Below are 20,402 nucleotides of genomic sequence, written 5' to 3' on the forward strand. Positions count from 1 at the left end.
CGACACCTGTGATGAACGCGCGCCGCGGCCGGAGAGCACCGGGCGCGCCGCCATGACCGCGATCGAGCGCGGCTCATGCAAGCAGCAGATCCGGCCCGCGCGGCGGGCCGGCCAGACTCACTGCGCCCGGCGCAGCTTGCGGACTTCGTCGTCGCTGGGCTGGGCCTTGGCGCCATCCACGTAGCGGATGTCGGTCATGATGCCCTTGCCATCCTTGGAGCCCAGCTTGCCGACATACGCGCCCATGGTCGACTGATTGTCGATGGCGCGGTACTCGATGTCGCCGAACGGGATCGTGAGCTTGAGGCCCGAGAAGGCCTTGATCATCGCCTCGGTATCGGTCGAGCCGGCCTTCTTGATGCCCTCGGCGAGCGACTTGATCGCGCTGTAGCCCACCACCGAGCCCAGGCGCGGGTAGTCGTTGAACTTGCCCTGGTACGCCTTCAGGAAGGCCTGATGCTCGGGCGTGTCGATGAACTGCCACGGGTAGCCCGTGACGATCCAGCCTTCGGGGGTCTCGTCGCGGAAGGTGTCGAGATACTCCGGCTCGCCGGTCAAGACGCTCACCACCGGCGTGCTCTTGAATAGGCCGCGGGTATTGCCTTCGCGCACGAATTTGGTCACGTCGGCCGCGAACAGCACGTTGAAGATGGCGTCGGGCTTGGAATCGGCCAGCGCCTGCACCACGCTGCCGGCATCGACCTTGCCGAGCGGCGCGGCCTGCTCGGTCACGAACTCGACGTCGGGTTGCGCCGCCTTCATCAGCGTCTTGAAGGTCGAGACCGCCGACTGGCCGTACTCGTAATTGGGATACACGATGGCCCAGCGCTTCTTGTTGAGCTTGACCGCCTCGGGCACCAGCATCGCCACCTGCATATAGGTCGAGGTGCGCAGGCGATACGTGTAGCGGTTGCCATCCTGCCAGACGATCTTGTCGGTGAGCGGCTCGCTCGCCAGGAAGAACACCTTCTTCTGCTTGGCGTAGTCGGTGAGGGCCAGGCCGATGTGCGACAGGAACGAGCCCGTCAGCATGTCGACGCGTTCGCGCGAGATCAGCTCTTCGGCCGCGCGCACGGCGTCGCCCGGGTTGGCGTTGTCGTCGCGGATCACGAGCTCGAGCTTCTTGCCGTTCACGCCGCCGGCGGCGTTGACCTCGTCGAGCGCGAGCTGCATGCCCTTCTTGTACGGCTCGAGAAACGCGGGCTGCGCCTTGTAGCTATTGATCTCGCCGATCTTGATGGTGCCCTGCGCCCAGGCGGAAGCGGAAACCAGCGCCGCGCATGCCGCGCCGAGCCACTGGGTATAGCGAATGCGACCGTTCATGTTTTCCCCTTGCATAGTCGATGATGGTCACTGCGGGTGAGTCCTGCCATGCGAATTCGTGGAACCTCGGCGAGCCTCGTCGGACTCGCATTCTTTTTAAAGCGTACACACTCGAATTCTGCACGCAAACCGCGCACCCGCACGGTATAACCACAATTTAAAAATGGATATTCCAAAACCCCCAGGGAATACCCGAATAACGTCACAAAATCAGTGCATTAACGCACCACTCCAGGCACCAGAAGTGCGCGCATGAGCTCGATTCACGTGGCGGACGGCCCTCTGGGCCGGCTCAGAATATCGAGCGTCCTCGCTTGAATTGACCTAGGACTTTCCCGTAGTCGCCTCGGCGTCGGCATCGTCGAACTCACACATCTTGCGCAGCAGATACACCACCGCCACCCGTTCGGCGGGGTTCAGCTCGCCGAACGTCGCCTCGGTGATGTCGCGCGCGAACGGCACCATTTCGCCCACCAGCGCCGCGCCGGCCTCGGTCAGCGAGACCAGCACCTTGCGGCGATCCGCCGGATCATGCGAGACCGTGATGAGTTCGCGGGTCTTGAGGCGATCGATCACGCCCCGCACCGTCGCCTGATCGATGGCCGTGTGCTTGACGATCTCGATCAGCGAGCACGCCCCCTGGTCGCGCACGGCGCACAGCACGACGAACTGCGCCGCCGTCAGCTGCGAATCGGGAATGGTTTGCTGGAAGAGCGCCACATGGCGCTGATAGGCGCGGCGCAGCAGGTGGCCGACCTGCTCCGAGAATTGATAGGGTTGCTTCGGGTCTTTCACGATGAGCCTGTGCCTGCGGGGATGGGGGCATCGGAACGATGGGCGCGATACATGGCCGCAGTATACCGACCCCCTCCGCGTCAGTCGCAGGCTTTACGCCCCGCCGTCAGGGTCTCGCGGCCCTGCCCGCCCGCCGCCGGCAGGCGTTCGGCGCCGAGCGTGTTGCGCACCCAGACCAGCTCGGCGGCGATCGCCACCGCGATCTCGGCCGGGGTGCGGCTCGCGATATCGAGGCCGATCGGACCGTGCAGCCGCGCGATCTGGGGATCGGTGAGATCGAGCAGGCGCAGGCGTTCGCGGCGCTTGGCCTGATTGCCACGCGAGCCCAACGCGCCCACATAGAACGCGGGCGAGCGCAGCGCCTCCATCAACGCCATGTCGTCCAGCTTGGGATCGTGGGTGACCGCCACGATGGCCGTGCGCGCGTCGGTGCCGATCTCGAGCACCGCGTCGTCCGGCATGCCGTCGACATAGCGCGCCGCGTCGCAGTGCCAGACGGCGCGCGCCTCGGGCCGCGGATCACAGACCAGCACATCGAAATCCAGCGTCGCTGCCAGGGGCGCGAGCACCTGCGCCGTGGCATTGGCGCCGATGATGAGCAGGCGCCAGCGCGGCCCATACACCGCGCGCAGCACCGTGCCGTCGAAATCGGGACCGTCGATCGGCTCGGCCGGCGCCAGCGTCATCGCGCCGGTGCGCAGGTCCAGCGTGCGCCGCACGAGTCGATGCTCGGCCACCTCCGCGAGCACGTGCTCGATCCACGCGCCGTCGGCGAGCGGTTCGACCACCAGCCGCAAGGTGCCGCCGCACGGCAAGCCGAACTGCGCGGCCTCGTCGCTCGTGACGCCGTAGGTCAGACGCTCCGGCACCGCCGGCAGGCGGCCCTCGCGCGCGCGCTGCATCACATCGTCTTCGATGCATCCGCCCGACACCGAGCCACAGGCCACGCCATCGCCGCGCACCACCAGCGTGGCGCCCGCCTGGCGCGGCGCGGAGCCCCAGGTCTGCGCAACGGTGAGGAGATGCACCGTGTGGCCGGCGGCGAGCCAGTCACGGGCGTGACGCAATACATCGAGGTCGAGAGCATTCATGAGCGATCAGCAGTAAATAACCAGGCGAAAGGCAGGCCAGAGGCAGGCAAGACCCGCATGAGCAAGCCGCGCGCCCGCGCCGCCTCTCTATACTGAAGCCCCTGCCCCGCGATCCGGCACGCCATGCCTTCCAACCCTGTGTATACCCCAGACCTCTCCGCCTGTGTTGGCATACTGCTTGCCGCCGGTGCGGGCTCGCGCTATCGCCAGGCCGGCGGGGCCACCCATAAATTGCAGGCCCCGCTGCCCAGCGGGCAGACGGTCGCCGTGCAGAGCGCCCTGCGCCTGCGCGAGGCCACCGGGCAGGTGTTGGCGATGGTGGCCGCCGACGACGCGCTGCTGTCGGCTCAGTTGGCCGCGTCGGGCTGCACCGTCGCCGCGGCGCCGCCGGTCGAAGCCGGCATGAGCGCCACATTGGCCGCGGCGGCGGCGTGGCTGCTGGCCCATGCGCCGCAGGCGAGCCACGCCGTGGTCGCGCTCGCGGACATGCCCTGGATCGCGCCGCAGACCCTGCTGAGCGTGGCCCGCGCCGACGCGGCCCACCTCATCGTCGCGCCCGTTCATGCCGGACGCCGAGGCCATCCGGTGCGCTTCGCCAGGACGCTGTGGCCGGAGCTTGCCGCGCTGAGCGGCGATACCGGCGCCCGTGGCGTGCTGGCGCGCCACCGCGCGCATGAGATCGAGGTCGACGATCCCGGCGTGCTGCGCGACGTGGACCTGCCCACCGATCTGGGCTGAGCGGCCCGCGCTCAGGCGGGCTGGGGCTGCGGCGCGCCCGGCACATCGATGCGGCGGAACACCAGGGCCGAGGCCAGCGTGACCATCCCGACCACCACGAACGCGATGCGGAAGGCGTGGCCCGCGTCGCCGCCGGCGGCAAAGAGCGACACGAGGCCGCCGCCGATCGACACGCCCAGGCCCATGGCCAGCATCTGCACCATCGAAAACAGACTGTTGCCGCTGCCCGCGTCGCGCGGCGAGAGCTCCTTGAGCGTGACGCCGTTCATGGCGGCGAACTGCATCGAGTTGCTGGCGCCGAACACACACATCACCAGGATCTCGATCCACAGCGGCGTCACGGCCGAGAACGTGGCGAAGGCCACGATCGATGCACCGACGATCACCGTGTTCCAGACCAGGAACGCGCTGTAGCCGTGGCGGCGCAGCAGCGGCGCGATCCAGCCCTTGGCGAAGGTGCCCGCGATTGCCGCCGGCAACAGCATCAGGCCCGAATGCAGCGGGCTGTAGCCCAGCTGCAGCTGCATCAAGAGCGGCAGCAGAAATGGCACCGCGCTCGAGCCCACGCGACAGACCAGGTTGCCGAGCAGGCCCACGCTGAAGTTGGGCGTCTGGAACAGACTCAGGCGGAACAGCGGATCGGGGCGGCGGCGGGCATGCGCCACGTAGGCGCACACCGCGAGGATGCTGACGGCGACCAGCGTGCCCGAGACCAGCAGGCGATTCGACTGGACCGGGCTCTCGAGGGCCAGCGAGAACGACACCATGCAGAGCGACAGCAGACCGCCGCCCACCCAGTCGAAGCGCGGGGCTTCGGGCAGGCTGTCGTCGGGCATGAACTTCCAGACGCCGATCAGACCGAGGATGCCGACCGGCACGTTGATCAGGAAGATGGCGTGCCAGGTCATCGACTGCACGAACCAGCCGCCCAGTGTGGGCCCCAGAATCGGACCCACCTGCCCTGCGATCGAGATCATCGCGAGCGCCGCCACGTAGGCCTCGCCGCGCACCGTGCGCAACACCGCCAGACGCCCCACCGGCAGCAGCATCGCGCCGCCCACGCCCTGCACCACGCGCGCGGCCACCAGTTGCGGCAGCGACTGCGCGGCGGCACAGAAGATCGAGCCGAGCACGAACAGCAGGATGGACACGAAGTAGACGCGGCGCGATCCGAAACGGTCGGAGAGCCAACCCGACGCGGGGGTCAGCAGCGCCATCGTGAGGGTGTAGGCGACCACCACCGGATGCATCTCGAGCGCCGACACGCCCAGACTGCGGGCAATCGAAGGCAGGGCGGTGTTGACGATGGTGGTATCGAGCGCCTGCATGAAAAAACCGCCGGCTACGGTCCATAGCATGGCGGTGTGGGCGGATGACTTCGGCATAAAAACGGCTTTTCTTTCAGGGCTTTGCGGGAGGTGCCCGACAAGCCGGCCTGCCCGCCGCACGCAGCATGAAATCGCTTCATCCGGGGCGGACCGGCCTGGTTCGGGACACGATGGAAGCATTCTAGTAAGCTGGTGCCTATCGTGAACCCCACTCAGCGCGCTCACTGCTATCGATTTTTTCGATAAGCACGGCCCGCCTGCCCATGCTCAATCCCGTCTGGCTTCATACCTTCGCCACCGTCGCGTCCGTCCAGGGCTTTTCTCAGGCGGGCCGCGAGCTGGGGCTGACCCAGTCCACCGTCAGCGAACACATCCGGCGCCTCGAAGAAACGGTCGGGCGTCGCCTGCTCACGCGCGACACGCATGCCGTTGCGCTCACGTCCGACGGCGAGGCCATGCTGGCGCATGCCCGCCATATTCTCGAGGCCATGGCGCATGCCGAATCGCAGTTCCGCTCGCCGCGGCTGCGCGGCCGCGTCAGGCTGGGCTGCTCGGACGACATCGCGCTGGGCCCGCTGCCCGCGATCCTCGCGGCCTTTCGCAACGCCCACCCCGACGTGGAGCTGCAGATCACCATCGCGATGACCGGCCGGCTGCACGAACTGCTCGATGGCGGCGCCATCGATCTGCTGGTCTGCAAGCGGCGCAAAGGCGAGGCGCGCGGCACGCGGCTCTTCACGAGCCATCTGCAATGGATCGCGCGGGCCGGCACCGAGGTCGATCTGCGTCAGCCGCTGCCGCTGGTGCTCGCCGCCGAGCCCAGCATCACGCGCGCCGTGGTGCTCGACGCGCTGGCCGTCGCGGGCGCGAGCTGGCGCATCGTCTGTACCAGCAGCTCACTGGCCGGCAGCAGCGCGGCCGCGCGCGGCGGCCTGGGCCTGACCGTCAGGCCGCAGTTCATGACCGGCCGCGGACTGGCGCCGCCGGTGAACGCCGCCGCCCTGCCCGCGCTGCCCGACGTGGACTACGTGGCGGTCGGTGCGCCCCACCTGAGCCGCCCCGCCGAAACGCTGCTGCAGATCCTGATCGACAGCGAATTGCGCGGCGACTGGACGACGGTCTAGCGCGCCCGCATCTCGGTCACGCGCCACCAGCCCGGCAGGAGCGCGCGCACCTTGTGCCGGCGGAAGCGATCGTCGATCAGATGCACGGTGCCGGTATCGGTCTCGCTGCGGATCACGCGGCCGGCCGCCTGCACCACCTTCTGCAGGCCCGGATAGAGATAGGTGTAGTCGTAGGCCGCGTCGTCGCCGAAGCGCGCACGCATCGTGGCCATGATCTGCTCGTTGACCGGGTTGACCTGCGGCAGGCCCAGCGTGGCGACGAAGGCGCCGATGAGCCTGCGGCCCGGCAGGTCGACCCCCTCGGCAAAGGCGCCGCCCAGCACGGCGAATCCCACGCCCCGCCCCGACTCGGTGAAGCGCGCGAGGAATGCCGCGCGCGCGGCCTCGTCCATGCCGGGCGACTGCTCCCACACGGGCACCTGCGGATGACGCTGGCGCATCAGCGCCGTGACCTGCGCCAGATAATCGAAGCTGCTCAGAAAACCGAGATAGTTGCCCGGCTGCTCGGCATACTGCGCGGCGATGAGATCGGCGATCGGCTCGAGCGAGCCGGCCCGGTCGCGCCAGCGCGTCGACACGTCGCCCACGACACGCACGCGCAGTTGTTCGGCGGAAAACGGCGCCTCCACATCGAGCCAGGTGGTGGCGGGCGGCAGGCCCAGCGTATCGAGATAGAAGCCGGCCGGACTGAACGTGCCCGAAAACAGCACCGTGCTGCGCGCCGCCGCGTGACGGGCCGCGAGGTACGGGGCCGGCACGACGTTGCGGATGCAGGCGTCCGAATCCGGCTTGCCGTACTCCAGGCCGCGCGTGTGGCGCGTCATGTCGAACAGGGCATGACTGCCGAAGCTTTCCGCCAGCCGGCCGAATTGCAGCAGCGCGAAGTACAGGCCCAGCAGCAGGTCGTCGGGCGCGGCGGGGCCGCTGGCGTAGTGATCGGCGAAGGCCGTCGCTGCGCGCTGGACCGCCTCGCGCAGATTGCCCGGCACCATCTCGTGCGCCGCGTAATCGCCCTCCTGCTTCTTGAGCACCGCGCGCCACGAACGCAGCAGGCCGTCGAGCGGCTTGCGCAGCGCCGCCGGCGCCAGGCCGCGGGCCGCCCGCACGGCGCCCATCGACAGCGACGCGCTGTACATGCGGCGGGCCCGCTCGAGCAGATTGTGCGCCTCGTCGACCGCCACGGCCACGCGCCATTGATGCACCTGCGTCAGGGCATACAACATGGCGCTCGAATCGAACCAGTAGTTGTAGTCGCCCACGACCACATCGGCCCAGCGCGCGAGCTCCTGCGCCAGGTAGTACGGACAGACCTCGTGCGCGTCGGCCGCCGCGCGCACGGCGGCGCGGTCCAGCGTGGCGTCGGGCGCCGCGAGGGCCTGCGCGCGCGCACCCGGCAGCCGGTCGTAGAAGCCGCGGGCGCGCGGGCACGCGTCGCCGTGACAGGCGCGGTCGGGATGCACGCAGGCCTTGTCGCGCGCCACCAGTTCGACCACGCGCAGCGGCAAGGGCGCGTCGCGGCCCGCGCGCAGTTGCGCCAGCGCATCGAGCGCGAGCGCATGACCGGGCCCCTTGGCCGACAGGAAAAACACCTTGTCCAGACCCTGTGCCGCGCAGGCCTTGAGCAGCGGAAACAGCGTGCCGAGGGTCTTGCCGACCCCGGTGGGCGCCTGCGCCATCACCGGATGCCCGTCGCGCGCCGCGCGATACACGGCCACGGCGAGCTGACGCTGCCCCGCCCGCATCGTGCCGTACGGAAACGCCAGAGACTCGAAGGCCGCGTCGCGGGCGAGCCGGTGGGCCCGTTCGCGCGCGGCCCACTCGGCATAGCGGGTGCAGAGATCGGCAAACACCGCCTGCAGCTCGGCGGCCGTGAGGGTCTCGGCCTCGGCCGTCTCGAGCTCTGTATCGAGATTGAAATACACCACCGCGACGGTGATCCGCTCCAGCCCGCGCGACTCGCACAGCATATGACCGTAGACCCGGGCCTGAGCTCGATGCAGGGCGCGCTGATTGGCCCGCAGGCTGGCCAGATCGCCGCGATAGGTCTTCACTTCTTCGACGCGCCGGGCCTCGGCATCGAAGCCATCGGCGCGGCCGCGCACCGTCAGGCCGGCATGGGTGGCGCTGAGCCGGACCTCATGTTCGAACGCCGCTCCCCGCCGCGCCGCGATGACGGCGTGGCCCGCCATGCCTTCGAGCGCGGTGGGCGCCGGCGTGAAGCGGGAATCCAGATCGCCCGCGCGCGCGGTGAAATCGCACAGCGTGCGCACCGCCACGTCGAGATTCATGCGGCCTCCTGCAGAGGCTCGTTTGGTGGCGTGGCGTCCGGCGGGGTGGCGACCAGCGCCACGGCGGTGGGCGAGATCGTGCCGCTCGCCTCCGCGCTCGCCAGCGTTTCGTCCCAGCGCACATGACACACCCGCACCGGCAAGCCATGCCGCGCCGCATAGGCCAGCCAGCGCATCTGGTTGTCCTGCAGGCGGTCGCCCGGGCCTTTCACCTCGATCAGCTCGTAGCGCGCCTCGGCGGGCCAGAACCGCACCAGATCCGGCAGGCCGGAACGATTGGTCTCGATGTCGTCGAGCAGGCGCGCGAACCACAGCGCGAGATGCTCGGGTGCGATGCACGCGAGCGCGGCTTCGAGCAGGTCGCGGCTCAGCATGCCCCAGAAAACGAACGGCGACTGCACCCCGGCCTTGGCTTCGTAGCACGCGAGAATGCGCTCGCGGTGCGTGCCGTCGGCCAGTGCGCCCAGGCAGGCATCGAAGGCGGCCGCGCGGCGCGCGCGAAAGCCGGCATCGTGCAGATCGGCCGGGCCGCGCTGAAACGGATGGAAGAACGCGCCGGACACCGGCTCGAAGATCGCGCGCCAGCACAACAGCCCGAACAGCGAATTGATCAAGCCGTTTTCGACGTAATACGCCGGCGCTTCGCGGGTGCCGAGGTGATCGCGCACCACGAACTCGACACGCCGTGCCGGCTCCGGCCGCGGCAACACCAGCTCGAATGGCGCCATCGTGGCGCGTCGCGTGGGCGCCGGCGCGGGCAGGCCGGCATGGCGGGCCAGCCGCGGCAACATGCGCGCCACCAGCTGCAGCTCGGCTTCGCTGCCGGGCGCGGAGAGGGTGTCGCGGGCGAGCGCATGCGCGTCTTCATAACGCGCCTGCCGCTCGATCACGCGTATCAGGCGCTGGCGTGCGCCCGGATGGCGCGACGCGCGATAGGCCGCCTCGGCGGCGTCCCAGGCCCCTGCCCGTTCGCACCACTGCCCCAGGCGGAACCACACCTTGGCCTGGCGGCGCGCGAGCCACGGCACCTCGCTGGCGCAGGCTTCGATCTCCGCGTGCAGGGCCGGCGCCTCATCGGGCGTCGCGCTGTCCAGACGCTCGCGTACGGCGTGCAGGGCCAGGTAGGTATCGATGGCGCGCGCATGCGGAAAGGCGCGTGTATGGCTGTCGAGCGCCACCGGTTCATACTGAAAAACACCGAGGTCGGCGAGCACGAACTCCGACCAGCTCTGATGCAGATTGCCGAAGAACATCAGGCGCAGGCGCTCGGCGAGCGCGCCGATCTCGACGGACCAGATGGCCTCGTCCGGCCCCGCGCCCCACGCGCTGCAGGCTCGTACGTCCGCGCCGCCCAGGTGCTCGCGCAGCGTGGCCAGCAGCTCCGCCTTGCGCCACGACGCGCGCGCGCCGGCCTGCGGATAGCGCCGCGCGAGTTCGTCTTTGGTATGCAGCGCGGCCCACTCGGTCCAGTCGAGCGCCGGATCGGCCTGCAACCAGCCCAAGGCCAGCAACGGCGCGGCCGCGGTGGGGATGCAGCCGATTTCTTCGTAGTGCAGACACTCGGCCCGATAGACACGGCGCGTGCGCATCAGCAGGCGCACCGCGAGCGCGCGCGAGGCCTGCGGCAAGCGGGCGAAGTCGTGCACGAAGGCCCGCTCGGCCGGCGCGAACAGATCGTCGTAGCGCGCGGCCAGCCAGTCCAGCGCCTGCTGGAAATTGTGCAGATAGTAGTAACGGTGCGGGGCGAACATGCGGGCAACGGGATCCGGGGCATCCATCCATGGCGGGCGCCACACCGGCCCCTGACTGGATATCCATCCAGCATCATAGCAGCCCTGGCCGCGCGACCCGGCCTGCCGCCGCTGCGGCCGGACGCTCGTGCTCCTCGTGCGCCCGCCGAGCCCGGCTTGACACGCGTTTTCCGAAATTTAGTGCCGGATCACGTCAAGATCGCGCCATTTGCGCACGCAACGATTAATCGACCTGCGAGTCGCCCGCCGCGAGCGCCTCCGTGTGTGCCGTACACGCCACAAAAAGCCCTGTTTTTCTGCGTTATTTTCACGCCGCCGACGCAGGCTTGCGGGTAAGCTTTCAGCCCGGTCTCAGGTAAATCAGGAAATGACATGAGCAGAGAGAACGTCCGCAAACTCCTCTCGATGACCGCCGGCGACACGGAACTGCGCGAACGCGTGGAACGCCTGTGCGATGGCAACACCATCGGCTCCGCCGCGCGCGTGGTGCGCCTGGCCGAAGACCTCGGCATTTCTTTCCATATCGAGCCGTTTCTGGCGGAGATGCACGAGCGCGTCGAAGCCGCGCGCGCCAAGGCCGTGGCCGACGGCCGCGCCCCGGAGAGCGCGGCCCGCTGGCGTTTTCACTGAGCCGGCTCAGTCCTGCGGCGCTTCGCGGCTGGCGCGCTGCTTCGCCGGCCCCTCGGCCTGGTTGAGGTTGTAGGCAGTGTTGACCAATCCGATGTGCGAGAAGCCCTGCGGGAAATTCCCGACCAGGCGACCGTGCACCACGTCGTACTCCTCGGCCAGCAGCCCGAGGTCGTTGCGCAGGCCGAGCAGCTTGTCGAACAGCCGATTGGCATCTTCCAGCCGCCCCTGCATCGCGTAGGCATCGGCCAGCCAGAAGCTGCACGCGAGAAACGCGCCCTCCTCGCCTTCGAGGCCATCGTCGGTCTTGGCCATGCTGTAGCGCCGCAGCAGCCCGCCCTGCAACAGGTCTTCCTCGATGGCGCGGATCGTGCCGTGCACCCGCTCATCGTCCGGCGGCAGAAAGCCCACCTGCGGAATCAACAGCAGGCTCGCATCGAGCGCCGTCCCGCCGTAATACTGCACGAAGGTATTGCGCTGCGCGTCGTAGCCGTGCGTGAGGATGTCGTCGCGGATGCGCTCGCGCAGCGCGCGCCAGCGATCCAGCGGCCCGGCCAGACCGAACTGTTCGCATGACTTGATCGCGCGATCGAACGCCACCCAGCACATCAGGCGCGAATGCGTGAAGGCCTGCTTGGGCCCGCGCACTTCCCAGATGCCGTGGTCGAGCGAATCCCAGATCTCCTCCAGGGGCTTGAGAAACACGTTCTGCAGGCGCCACGCCTCGGCCATCGGCGCCAGGCCGGCCGCCCGTGCCGCGTGCAGCGTTTCGATCAGCTCGCCATAGACGTCGAGCTGGATCTGGCCGAAGGCGCCATTGCCCACCCGCACCGGCTTGCTGCCGGCGTAACCGGGCAGCCAGGGCACATCGTGTTCCGGCAGCCAGCGCTCGCCCGCGATGCCGTACATGATGTGCAACTGATCGGGATGCCCGGCGGTGGCGCGCAGCAGCCACTGGCGCCACGCCTCGGCCTCTTCGCGATAACCGGCGTTGAGCAGCGCATAGAGGGTGAGCGCCGAATCCCGCAGCCAGCAATAGCGGTAGTCCCAGTTGCGCTCGCCGCCCACGTGCTCGGGCAAGGAGGTGGTGGGCGCGGCGACGATACCGCCCGTCGGCGAAAACGTCAGCAGCTTCAGCGTGATGAGCGAACGCACCACGGCCTGGCGGCGCGGGCCGTCGGGCCCCTCCCAGTGGCAACGGTGCGCCCATTGTTGCCACCAGCTGATCGTGCGTTCCAGGCTCTCCAGGCGATCGGCCACGAAGTGCGGCGTCTTGTGCGAGCGATGGTACGAGAGCGTGAACGGCACGACTTCGCCCTGCCGCACCGTGAATTCGGCGGTGCTGATCATGTCGTGCCCGTCGAGCGCGACCGGCGTGTGCAGCTCCACGGCGTCGGGGCCGGCGATCGCACTCAGGCCGTAATCCCGCCGCCTGACCCACGGCACGGCCTGACCATAATTGAAGCGCAGCACGAGCTCCATGTTCATCTCGACGCTGCCATGCAGGCCGCGCACCACGCGCACCAGATCGACCTTCTCCTCGTCTTCCGAGAGCGGCATGAAGTCATGCACGAGGACCGTGCCGGTGCTGGTGTCGATGCGCGTCTCGAGCACCGCGGTGTCGGGCACATAGCTGCGCGTGACACGGGCCTCGGGGTCGGCGCCGCTCAGCCGCCAGCGGCCGTGCGAGGCATCGCCCAGCAGCGCGGCGAAGCAGGCCGGCGAGTCGAAATGCGGCAGGCAGAGCCAGTCGATCGAGCCGTCGCGCGCCACGAGCGCCGCCGACAGCATGTTGCCGATCAGCCCGTAATCCTCGATCGGCTTGGGGTAGGTGCTGGCACTGCGCATCAGCCCGCCCCCCGGAACTCGGGATATAAGGTCATGCCGCCATCGACGAACAAGGTGGTGCCGGTCACGTAATCCGAATCGTCGCTCGCCAGCCACACGGCCGCGCGACCGATGTCATCGGGCTCGCCGATGCGGCCATACGGAATCAGTTTGAGCAGATCGGCCAGGGCCTCGGGCGTGTCCCAGGCTTCGTGATTGATGGGCGTCCGGATCGCACCGGGCGCGATGCTGTTCACGCGGATGCGGCGCGGCGCCAGCTCCTGCGCGAGCGAGCGCATCAGCAGATTGATGCCGCCCTTCGACGCCGCGTAGTTGGCCTGGAACGCCCACGGGATGACCTCGTGCACCGAGCTCATGAAGATCATGGTGCCGCGGGCGCGTCGTTCGCCCTCGGGCGCCTCGCGCGCCAGAAAGTGGCGTGCTGCCTCGCGCGCGCACAGAAATTGACCGGTGAGATTGACGTCGATCACGCGGCGCCATTGATCGAGCGTCATCTGCTCGATCGGCGAAGGCTGTTCGATGCCCGCGTTGTTGACCAGAATGTCGAGCGGCCCGAAGGCCGCCTCGGTCTGCGCATAGAGCTGCGCGACCTCGTCTTCGCGGCTGACGTCCGCCTGCACCGCCATCGCGGTGCCGCCGTCGCGCGCAATGTCGTCGACCACCTTCTGCGCACGCGCGGCCGACTCGCCACCGCTGCTGTGATTGACGGCCACCCGCGCGCCCGCCTGCGCCAGCGCCACGGCGACCGCCTGACCGATCCCTGACGATGCGCCGGTCACGATCGCACAACGCCCATCCAACACCTTCAAAGGCATGCCTGTCTCCTTAGGACAACGGCCGGCGCGTTCACGCCGGCGAATGGCAGCCTCCCCTATTTTTTTACACAGCTTAGCGGGGCGCGCGCCGCGCGACAACCATTGCGCGCGAGGCCGCGCCAGGCATGGCGCTTGCCCCTGCGCGGGGTTTCCAAAGCCCTGCGCAACGTCCGCCGGCGCGCGTCAAACCTTGCGATCGGCTGAACACGAGCCCTTTCGACTTTACATACACTATGGCTCCCGCCGGCCCGGTCTCGCGCATCGCTGAAGCGCCACCAGGCCGTTGCATGTTGGAGTCTGCATCATGGAAGTCCGTATCGAACCTTATCCCGGCTGCGACGAGGCCGCGCACTATCTGCTCGCCGCGCGGCAACGCGGCGAGCCCGGCCCGCGCCTGCCCGACCACTGCCGTCCCGCCACCCTGGGGCAGGCCTTCGCCGTACAGATGCGCACCGCCGAACTGCAGCAGGCCCAGGGCGCGCCGATCGCCGCCTGGAAAAGCGCGGTGCCCACGCCGGAGAAGTTCGCGGTCGCCCCCATCTACGCACCGGCGGTGCATCTGAGTGAACACGGCAGCGCGCCGGCCGCCGACGCGCTGGTGCGCATCGAGCCGGAGATCGCCTTCGAACTCGCGCGCGATCTGCCGCCACGCGCCGCCCGCTACACCCGTGCCGATGTCGACGCCGCGGTCGGCCGCAGCCGGCTCGCGCTCGAAGTGCTGGGCTGCCGCTACAGCGCGCCGCAGCACGCCAGCCTGCCCGAGCTGCTGGCCGACCACATGTTCAACCAGGGCCTCGTGCTCGGGCCAGAGATCCACCAGGACGCGCCCGCGCGCCTGCCGATCACGGTGCATGTGGACGACGCGCTGCAGGAAGATCACGACGGCGTGCACCCCAACGACGAACCGCGCGCCGGCCTGTATTGGCTGGCCGAGTTCCTGCGCGCACAAGGCCTGGGCCTGCGCGCCGGCCAGCACGTCATCACCGGCTCGTATGCCGGCTACATCGACGTGCCCGCCAACCGCGCCGTGCGCGTGGGCTTCGGCGACCTGGGCGAGATGGCGCTGCGCTTCGTGCGCTGACGAGATCCGGCGGCGCACGCGCGCCGCCCCACCTCGCCGCGTGACGGGCGCCGTGCAGCCACGGCCCTCAGCGCACGCCCCCCGACTCGCGCGCCCGCGCGTAGTCCTTCAAGAGCCGCATGAAGCGCTGCACATGACGGCTCGGGCGCTCGAAGCCGGAGCGCACCAGGCTGAGTTGCAGCGGGATCGACTCCTGCAGCGGCCGCACTTCGATGCCGGGCCAACCGGCCTGCTGGACCGAAAACTCATCCACGATGGCCACGCCGACGCCCGCGCGCACCAGCGCGCAGGCGAGCTCGGCGCGCACGATGTCGGCCGTGGCGTGCCAGCTCACGTCGGCGCGCTGAAAGGCCGCCGCCACCAGCTGGCCGAACGGAATCGAACGGCTGTACAGCACGAGCGGATACGCGGCCAGCTCGGCGAGGCTGACCGCCCGGCGCGACGTCAGCGCGTGACCGGTCGGCATGATGCAGACCATCTGCCCCGTGGCGAAGGGCTCCACGACCAGATTGGGATGATCGATCGGCAGCACGGACACCGCCAGCTCCGCCTTGCGGCCCAGCAGCTCGTGCGCCATGTCGGACAGCAAGGTGGTGTGGTACTTGAGCCGGACGTTCGGATACTGCGCGAGAAAGCGCGCGACCACGGTCGGCACGAAGTTCAGCGCGAGGCTGGGGCTCGAGCACAGCGCGAGCGCGCCGTCCGGGCGCAGCGCCAGGTCGCGCGCCAGCTCGTCGATGCGCACCGCCTCGTCGAACAGCGGTCCGACTTCCTCGAACAGCCGCAGCGCCTCGGCCGTGGGCGTGAGCTTGCCGCGATCGCGCTCGAACAGCGCGAGCCCCAGCGATTGCTCGGTATGCGCGATCAGGCGGCTCACGGCGGGCTGCGAGACGAACAGCAGCTTGGCCGCGCCATTCATCGAGCCCGTGAGCATCACCGCCCGGAACACTTCCATCTGTCGCAGCTTGAATCGCATCGCCCCTCCCGGCGGCACTCTTCCGATAATCGAATGTTATACCCCCAGGCCAACTGCGCATAAGGCTAATCCGCGGGTTTTCGGTAGGATTTTCCGCAGGCGGGCTCTGCCAAGCCGGCCGTCCGAAGTTGATTCGATAAGGATTCTGCATGACGCTGAAACTGGGATTCGTGGGCCTGGGCATGATGGGCCTGCCCATGCTCGAAAATCTGGCCCGCGCCGAGGGCCTGGACATCCTCGCGCACGATCGTGCCGAAGCGCCGTTCGAACGCCTGGCGCGCCATCCGGCCTGGCAGCGTTCGCTGCACCGGGCTTCCGACCTGACGGCGCTGGCCGACCGCGAGCTCATCATCACGATGCTGCCCAACAGCACGATCACCAACGCGGTGATCGCGGGGCCGGGCGGCCTGGCCGAACGCCTTGCGCGCGGCGCCACCATCGTCGACATGGGCTCCTCCAATCCGGCCGACACCCGGCAGCTCGCCGCGCAGCTGGCTGAACGCGGCATCGGCCTGATCGACGCGCCCGTCTCCGGCGCGGTCGCCAAGGCCGCCACCGGCACGCTCGCGATCATGGTGGGCGCCGCGACGCCCGATCTCGAGCGCGTGCGGCCGGTGCTCGCGCACATGGGCACCACCATCATCCATACCGGCGCGGTGTCGTCGGCCCACGCCATGAAGGCGCTCAACAATTACGTGTACGCGGCGGGGCTGCTCGCCGCGTCGGAAGCCCTGCTCATCGCCGAACGCATGGACCTGGATCTCGGCATCTTCACCGAAGTGCTGAACGCCTCCAGCGGGCGCAACGTGGCCACCGAAACCAAGCTGCGCCAGTTCATCGTGCCCGGCACGTTCAACGGCGGCTTCGCGCTCGGCCTGATGGCCAAAGACCTCGGCACGGCCGACAGCCTGCAGGCGCTGGCCGGCGTCCAGACCGAGCAGCTGGCGCTGTGCACGCGCCTGTGGCGCGAGGCGCGCGAGCAACTGCCCGCCACCGCCGACAACACCGAGATCTATCGCTATCTGCGCGAACGGGCCAGCGAGAACGCCCCGGCCTGACGCACGCCCACGCAAGACGGACGGCACCGCACGACGGCGCCGCCGACACCGACAACAGGAGACAATCCATGCAGCCCCTTCTTCGCCGCCTCGCGCTGGCCGGCGCCGTCTGCGCGTTTGCCGCCGGCAGCGCGCTCGCCGCCTATCCCGACCGCCCGATCCGCCTGGTCGTGCCCTTCCCGCCCGGCAGCATCACCGATGTGGTGGCGCGCACGCTGGCCAAGGACATGGCCGACGACCTGGGCCAGCCCATCGTGGTGGAAAACAAGCCCGGCGCCAACGGCATCATCGGCACGCACGACGTGGCGCGGGCCAAGCCGGACGGCTACACGCTCGTGATCGTGGGGGTGTCCACCGCCGCCAGCGGCGTGAGCCTCTTCAAGGATCTGCCCTACCACCCGGCGCGCGACCTCACCGCCATCGGCGCGATCGCCGAGACGCCCTATCTGCTGGTGGGCTCGCACGACATGCCCGGCACGACGGTCGCCGACCTGTTCGCCTACGGCAAGAAGAATCCCGGCAAGCTCACCTATGCCTATGGCTCGGGCAGCGCGCAGGTGTTCGGCGCGAAGCTGGCCACCATGGGCGGCATCAACGTCACGCCGGTGCCCTACCGCGGCGGCCCGCAGGCCCTCACCGACGTGATCGGCGGTACCGTGGACATGACCTTCACCGATCTCGCCAACGGCCTGCAGCAGGCGCGCGCCGGCAAGGTGAAGGTGTATGGCGTGAGCACGCCGCAACGTTTCGCGCTGACGCCCGACGTTCCCACCCTGAACGAGACCGGCGCGCCCGGCTTCGACCTCACCGTGTGGTTCGGGCTGATGGGGCCGGCCAATCTGCCGGCCGACCTCACGCAGCGGCTGTCGCGCTCGCTCACGCAGGCGCTCGCCCGCCCCGAGCTCCAGGAAACCTACGCGCGCCAGGGTCTGTCGCCGCTGCGACAGGGCCCCGCCCAGTTCGGCGCGTATGTCTCGAGCGAGATCGACAAGTGGGCCGCCATCGTCAAGGAAACCGGCATCCCGCCGCAATAAACCAACAGGGAGATTCGTATGTCACTGATCGAAATCCGCAAACGCGCGCTGCTGAAAGAGACCACGTATCACGAGAACGGCCCCGCGCCGGACCAGCCGCTGATCCTCGCAGCCGCGTGCGCCGTGATTCGTAACCCCTACGCAGGCCGTTACGAGCCGGACCTGATGCCCTTCATGGCGGAGCTGCGCACGCTCGGCACCGAGCTCGCCACCGAGCTGGTCGATACGCTCGGCGGCAAGGACAACGTCGAGGTCTACAGCAAGGCCGCGATCGTCGGGATCGATGGCGAGATGGAGCATGGCGCCGTCTGGCACGAGGCCGGCGGCTGGGCCATGCGTACCGTGCTGGGCGAACCCAAGGCCATGGTGCCCGCCGTGAAGGCGGTGGCCAGCGCGGGCTATCGCGTCATGGTGCCGGTGCACTACATCCATGCCTCGTACGTGCGCAGCCATTTCAACAGCATCGAGATCGGCATCCAGGACGCGCCGCGTCCGCGCGAGATCCTGTTCGCGCTGGTGATGGGCACGGGCGGCCGCGTCCATTCGCGCCTGGGCGGGCTCACCAAGGAAGCGGTCAAGGTGCACGACGGCCAGCGCTGAGACCGGCATCGCCAGAAAAAAAACGGCCGCGGGGATCGCTCCCCGCGGCCGTTTTCATGGTGCGCGCGATGCGCGGACCGATCAGGCCTCGTCGGCCTCCTGCGGCACCATGTGCACCGCACGGACCTGGGCGATGCGGCGGCCTTCGACGCGCATGACCTCGAAGCGCCAGTCGCGCCACGACACCACCGTGCCGACCGCGGGCAAGGTGCCCGAGGCGCGCAGCAGGCAGCCTGCCAGCGTCGCGTCGTCGGGATAGTCGCTGGCCAGCTCGTAGGCATCGAGCATGCGGGCGACCTCGGTGGTCTCCAGGCGGCCGTCGAACACCCAGGCGCCATCGGCCATGCGGGCAGCGCCCGGCGTAGCATCGTCGGCGTGGTCGGGCAGATCGCCGGCCACGGCGGTCAGCAGATCCATCGGCGTCACCAGGCCTTCGCACACGCCGTGCTCGTCGACCACGATCAGCAGGTGTTCGCGCGACTCGCGCATGGCTTCGACCAGCTTGAGCACCGGCATCGTTTCCGCAACGTAGTGCGGCTCGTGCGCCAGCTCGATCAGATCGACCGGGCCCGGCGCGCGCAGCGGCTCCATCACATCCTTGAAGTGCAGCACGCCGATCACGTTGGAAGGGTCGCCGTTGCACAGGGGCAGACGCGAGTGACCGCGCGCGAACTTCTCCAGCACCACGTCGGCGCTGTCCTTGACGTCGAGCCAGACCATCTCGCCACGCGGCACCATGATGGCGCGCATGTCGCGGCTACCCATGGACAGCACGCGCTCGATCATGGAGCTCTCTTCCGGCGCGAAGGCGGGCTCTTCCGAGTCCGGATCGCCGGCATGCGCGGGTTCGGGCGCGCCATGCGCATCGCCGTCGTGGCGATCGGCACGCAGGAGGCGCAGCACGGCGCGCGCCGTACGTTCGCGGCGGCCCAGGCCGTGCACATCACGCGTGGTGTTGCGGCGGGCCAGCTGGTTGAACAGCTCGATCAGGATCGAGAAACCGATGGCCGCGTACAGATAACCCTTGGGGATGTCGAAGCCCAGGCCTTCGGCCACCAGGCTGAAACCGATCATCAGCAGCAGGCCCAGACACAGGATGACCACGGTCGGGTGACGGCCCACGAAGGACATCAACGGACGGCTGGCCAGCATCATCACGATCATGGCCACGATCACGGCCGTCATCATGATGCTCAGTTCCTGCACCATACCCACGGCGGTGATCACCGAGTCGAGCGAGAACACGGCGTCCAGCACCACGATCTGCAGGATCACCTGCCAGAACACGGCGTGCTGCGCGCGCTTGCCACCGCCGCCATGCGCGCGCCCTTCGACGCGCTCGTGCAGCTCCATGGTGCCCTTGAACAGCAGGAACATACCGCCCATGATCAGGATCAGGTCACGGCCGGAGATCTCCGCGCCGAACACCGTGAAGAGCGGCGCGGTCAGCGTCACCACCCACGCGATACTGGCCAGCAGGCCCAGGCGCATGATGAGCGCGAGCGACAGACCGACCAGGCGGGCCTGGTTGCGCTGATGCGGCGGCAGTTTGTCCGCCAGGATCGCGATAAACACCAGGTTATCGATGCCGAGCACGATCTCCAGCACGATTAGTGTCGCCAGGCCCAACCACGCAGTGGGGTCGGCCATCCAGTCAAATATCATCTGAGGTCCTCAGGAACAAGAAGCAGGAATGCGCGGCGCACGCCACGATGGGCGTGCGCTCGGCGCGTAGACAGGGGAAGCAAAGCGAAGCGCCACGCGCGCGGGGCGCGGCGTGGCGTATAGGCGTGAAGCGGGGCGACGTGGCCGCACGCGAGGCGGGGCCGAGGGTCGGAAGCCGACGTGCGAAGGCGCGGCCGCGGGCGCGGCGCGAGACGTGGGCGGATGGCGCAGCGAACGCTGCGCACGGCATGATCGGGTTG

17 protein-coding genes are annotated in these 20,402 nt (G+C 68.9%); 7 read left to right on the forward strand and 10 right to left on the reverse strand.

The features are described from left to right. Positions 1-117 precede the first annotated feature (117 nt). The 3 genes from CAL25_RS11615 to CAL25_RS11625 form a co-directional block, all read right to left on the reverse strand. The gene (locus CAL25_RS11615; protein WP_094800101.1) at positions 118-1,323 is read right to left on the reverse strand and encodes an ABC transporter substrate-binding protein; all 1,206 of its coding nucleotides are present in this window, start codon (positions 1,321-1,323) and stop codon (positions 118-120) included. A gap of 324 nt (positions 1,324-1,647) precedes the next feature. Continuing rightward, entirely contained in the window at positions 1,648-2,121 is a 474-nt protein-coding gene (locus CAL25_RS11620; protein WP_094800102.1) for a MarR family winged helix-turn-helix transcriptional regulator, read from the reverse strand. Between the two features lie 77 nt (positions 2,122-2,198). After that, positions 2,199-3,209, reverse strand: coding sequence for an XdhC family protein (locus CAL25_RS11625; RefSeq protein ID WP_094800103.1), 1,011 nt, complete (start codon positions 3,207-3,209; stop codon positions 2,199-2,201). 123 nt (positions 3,210-3,332) lie between these two features. Here CAL25_RS11625 and CAL25_RS11630 point away from each other — a divergent pair, with 123 nt between their 5' ends. Then, positions 3,333-3,947, forward strand: a complete 615-nt coding sequence (locus CAL25_RS11630) for a nucleotidyltransferase family protein (RefSeq protein WP_094800104.1) — start codon at positions 3,333-3,335, stop codon at positions 3,945-3,947. An 11-nt stretch (positions 3,948-3,958) separates the two neighbouring features. Here CAL25_RS11630 and CAL25_RS11635 read toward each other — a convergent pair whose 3' ends face one another. Continuing rightward, positions 3,959-5,332: a DHA2 family efflux MFS transporter permease subunit gene (locus CAL25_RS11635; RefSeq protein WP_094800105.1), complete on the reverse strand. Its 1,374-nt coding sequence runs from the start codon at positions 5,330-5,332 to the stop codon at positions 3,959-3,961. Positions 5,333-5,538: 206 nt separating this feature from the next. Here CAL25_RS11635 and CAL25_RS11640 point away from each other — a divergent pair, with 206 nt between their 5' ends. Next, the gene (locus tag CAL25_RS11640) at positions 5,539-6,399 is read left to right on the forward strand and encodes a LysR family transcriptional regulator (RefSeq protein ID WP_094800106.1); all 861 of its coding nucleotides are present in this window, start codon (positions 5,539-5,541) and stop codon (positions 6,397-6,399) included. Here the strand turns inward: CAL25_RS11640 and CAL25_RS11645 are convergent. Further along, positions 6,396-8,687 (reverse strand): ATP-dependent DNA helicase, encoded by a 2,292-nt coding sequence (locus CAL25_RS11645; protein WP_094800107.1) that lies wholly within the window; start codon positions 8,685-8,687, stop codon positions 6,396-6,398. The genes CAL25_RS11640 and CAL25_RS11645 overlap by 4 nt on opposite strands. Continuing rightward, entirely contained in the window at positions 8,684-10,438 is a 1,755-nt protein-coding gene (locus CAL25_RS11650) for a VRR-NUC domain-containing protein (protein ID WP_094800280.1), read from the reverse strand. The genes CAL25_RS11645 and CAL25_RS11650 overlap by 4 nt, the downstream gene beginning before the upstream one ends. Positions 10,439-10,810: 372 nt before the next feature. Here CAL25_RS11650 and CAL25_RS11655 point away from each other — a divergent pair, with 372 nt between their 5' ends. Continuing rightward, on the forward strand, positions 10,811-11,068 hold the full coding sequence (locus tag CAL25_RS11655; protein WP_094800108.1) for a hypothetical protein: 258 nt from the start codon (positions 10,811-10,813) through the stop codon (positions 11,066-11,068). A 6-nt stretch (positions 11,069-11,074) separates the two neighbouring features. On the opposite strand, the gene CAL25_RS11660 is transcribed toward CAL25_RS11655, so the two are convergent. Both CAL25_RS11660 and CAL25_RS11665 read right to left on the reverse strand, forming a co-directional pair. Continuing rightward, a complete protein-coding gene (locus CAL25_RS11660; RefSeq protein ID WP_094800109.1) occupies positions 11,075-12,913 on the reverse strand; it encodes a glycoside hydrolase family 15 protein in 1,839 nt (612 codons plus the stop codon). Then, positions 12,913-13,728 (reverse strand): glucose 1-dehydrogenase, encoded by an 816-nt coding sequence (locus CAL25_RS11665; RefSeq protein ID WP_094800110.1) that lies wholly within the window; start codon positions 13,726-13,728, stop codon positions 12,913-12,915. The genes CAL25_RS11660 and CAL25_RS11665 overlap by 1 nt, the downstream gene beginning before the upstream one ends. A 304-nt stretch (positions 13,729-14,032) precedes the next feature. On the opposite strand from CAL25_RS11665, the gene CAL25_RS11670 reads away from it, so the two are divergent. Then, the gene (locus CAL25_RS11670; RefSeq protein ID WP_094800111.1) at positions 14,033-14,809 is read left to right on the forward strand and encodes a 2-keto-4-pentenoate hydratase; all 777 of its coding nucleotides are present in this window, start codon (positions 14,033-14,035) and stop codon (positions 14,807-14,809) included. A gap of 67 nt (positions 14,810-14,876) precedes the next feature. Here the strand turns inward: CAL25_RS11670 and CAL25_RS11675 are convergent, their stop codons facing one another. After that, on the reverse strand, positions 14,877-15,785 hold the full coding sequence (locus CAL25_RS11675) for a LysR substrate-binding domain-containing protein (protein WP_094800112.1): 909 nt from the start codon (positions 15,783-15,785) through the stop codon (positions 14,877-14,879). A 149-nt stretch (positions 15,786-15,934) separates the two neighbouring features. On the opposite strand from CAL25_RS11675, the gene CAL25_RS11680 reads away from it, so the two are divergent. From CAL25_RS11680 to CAL25_RS11690, 3 genes are all read left to right on the forward strand, one after another. Next, a complete protein-coding gene (locus CAL25_RS11680; RefSeq protein ID WP_094800113.1) occupies positions 15,935-16,843 on the forward strand; it encodes an NAD(P)-dependent oxidoreductase in 909 nt (302 codons plus the stop codon). A 68-nt stretch (positions 16,844-16,911) separates the two neighbouring features. Continuing rightward, on the forward strand, positions 16,912-17,877 hold the full coding sequence (locus CAL25_RS11685) for a Bug family tripartite tricarboxylate transporter substrate binding protein (RefSeq protein ID WP_094800114.1): 966 nt from the start codon (positions 16,912-16,914) through the stop codon (positions 17,875-17,877). A 24-nt stretch (positions 17,878-17,901) separates the two neighbouring features. Beyond that, positions 17,902-18,477, forward strand: a complete 576-nt coding sequence (locus CAL25_RS11690; RefSeq protein WP_369597736.1) for an amino acid synthesis family protein — start codon at positions 17,902-17,904, stop codon at positions 18,475-18,477. Positions 18,478-18,558: 81 nt separating this feature from the next. On the opposite strand, the gene CAL25_RS11695 is transcribed toward CAL25_RS11690, so the two are convergent. Next, positions 18,559-20,142, reverse strand: coding sequence for a TerC family protein (locus CAL25_RS11695; RefSeq protein WP_094800116.1), 1,584 nt, complete (start codon positions 20,140-20,142; stop codon positions 18,559-18,561). Positions 20,143-20,402: the final 260 nt, after the last annotated feature.

The sequence above is a fragment of the Bordetella genomosp. 5 genome, from assembly GCF_002261315.1.
Classification (GTDB): Bacteria; Pseudomonadota; Gammaproteobacteria; order Burkholderiales; family Burkholderiaceae_B; genus Bordetella.

What these genes read in the sequence shown, in the direction of transcription:
- CAL25_RS11615 (WP_094800101.1), bottom strand. Translation starts at nt 1,323, where the DNA reads ATGAACGGTCGCATTCGCTATACCCAGTGGCTCGGCGCGGCATGCGCG.
- CAL25_RS11625 (WP_094800103.1), bottom strand. Translation starts at nt 3,209, where the DNA reads ATGAATGCTCTCGACCTCGATGTATTGCGTCACGCCCGTGACTGGCTC.
- CAL25_RS11630 (WP_094800104.1), top strand. Translation starts at nt 3,333, where the DNA reads ATGCCTTCCAACCCTGTGTATACCCCAGACCTCTCCGCCTGTGTTGGC.
- CAL25_RS11635 (WP_094800105.1), bottom strand. Translation starts at nt 5,332, where the DNA reads ATGCCGAAGTCATCCGCCCACACCGCCATGCTATGGACCGTAGCCGGC.
- CAL25_RS11640 (WP_094800106.1), top strand. Translation starts at nt 5,539, where the DNA reads ATGCTCAATCCCGTCTGGCTTCATACCTTCGCCACCGTCGCGTCCGTC.
- CAL25_RS11645 (WP_094800107.1), bottom strand. Translation starts at nt 8,687, where the DNA reads ATGAATCTCGACGTGGCGGTGCGCACGCTGTGCGATTTCACCGCGCGC.
- CAL25_RS11650 (WP_094800280.1), bottom strand. Translation starts at nt 10,438, where the DNA reads ATGTTCGCCCCGCACCGTTACTACTATCTGCACAATTTCCAGCAGGCG.
- CAL25_RS11655 (WP_094800108.1), top strand. Translation starts at nt 10,811, where the DNA reads ATGAGCAGAGAGAACGTCCGCAAACTCCTCTCGATGACCGCCGGCGAC.
- CAL25_RS11660 (WP_094800109.1), bottom strand. Translation starts at nt 12,913, where the DNA reads ATGCGCAGTGCCAGCACCTACCCCAAGCCGATCGAGGATTACGGGCTG.
- CAL25_RS11665 (WP_094800110.1), bottom strand. Translation starts at nt 13,728, where the DNA reads ATGCCTTTGAAGGTGTTGGATGGGCGTTGTGCGATCGTGACCGGCGCA.
- CAL25_RS11670 (WP_094800111.1), top strand. Translation starts at nt 14,033, where the DNA reads ATGGAAGTCCGTATCGAACCTTATCCCGGCTGCGACGAGGCCGCGCAC.
- CAL25_RS11675 (WP_094800112.1), bottom strand. Translation starts at nt 15,785, where the DNA reads ATGCGATTCAAGCTGCGACAGATGGAAGTGTTCCGGGCGGTGATGCTC.
- CAL25_RS11680 (WP_094800113.1), top strand. Translation starts at nt 15,935, where the DNA reads ATGACGCTGAAACTGGGATTCGTGGGCCTGGGCATGATGGGCCTGCCC.
- CAL25_RS11685 (WP_094800114.1), top strand. Translation starts at nt 16,912, where the DNA reads ATGCAGCCCCTTCTTCGCCGCCTCGCGCTGGCCGGCGCCGTCTGCGCG.
- CAL25_RS11695 (WP_094800116.1), bottom strand. Translation starts at nt 20,142, where the DNA reads ATGATATTTGACTGGATGGCCGACCCCACTGCGTGGTTGGGCCTGGCG.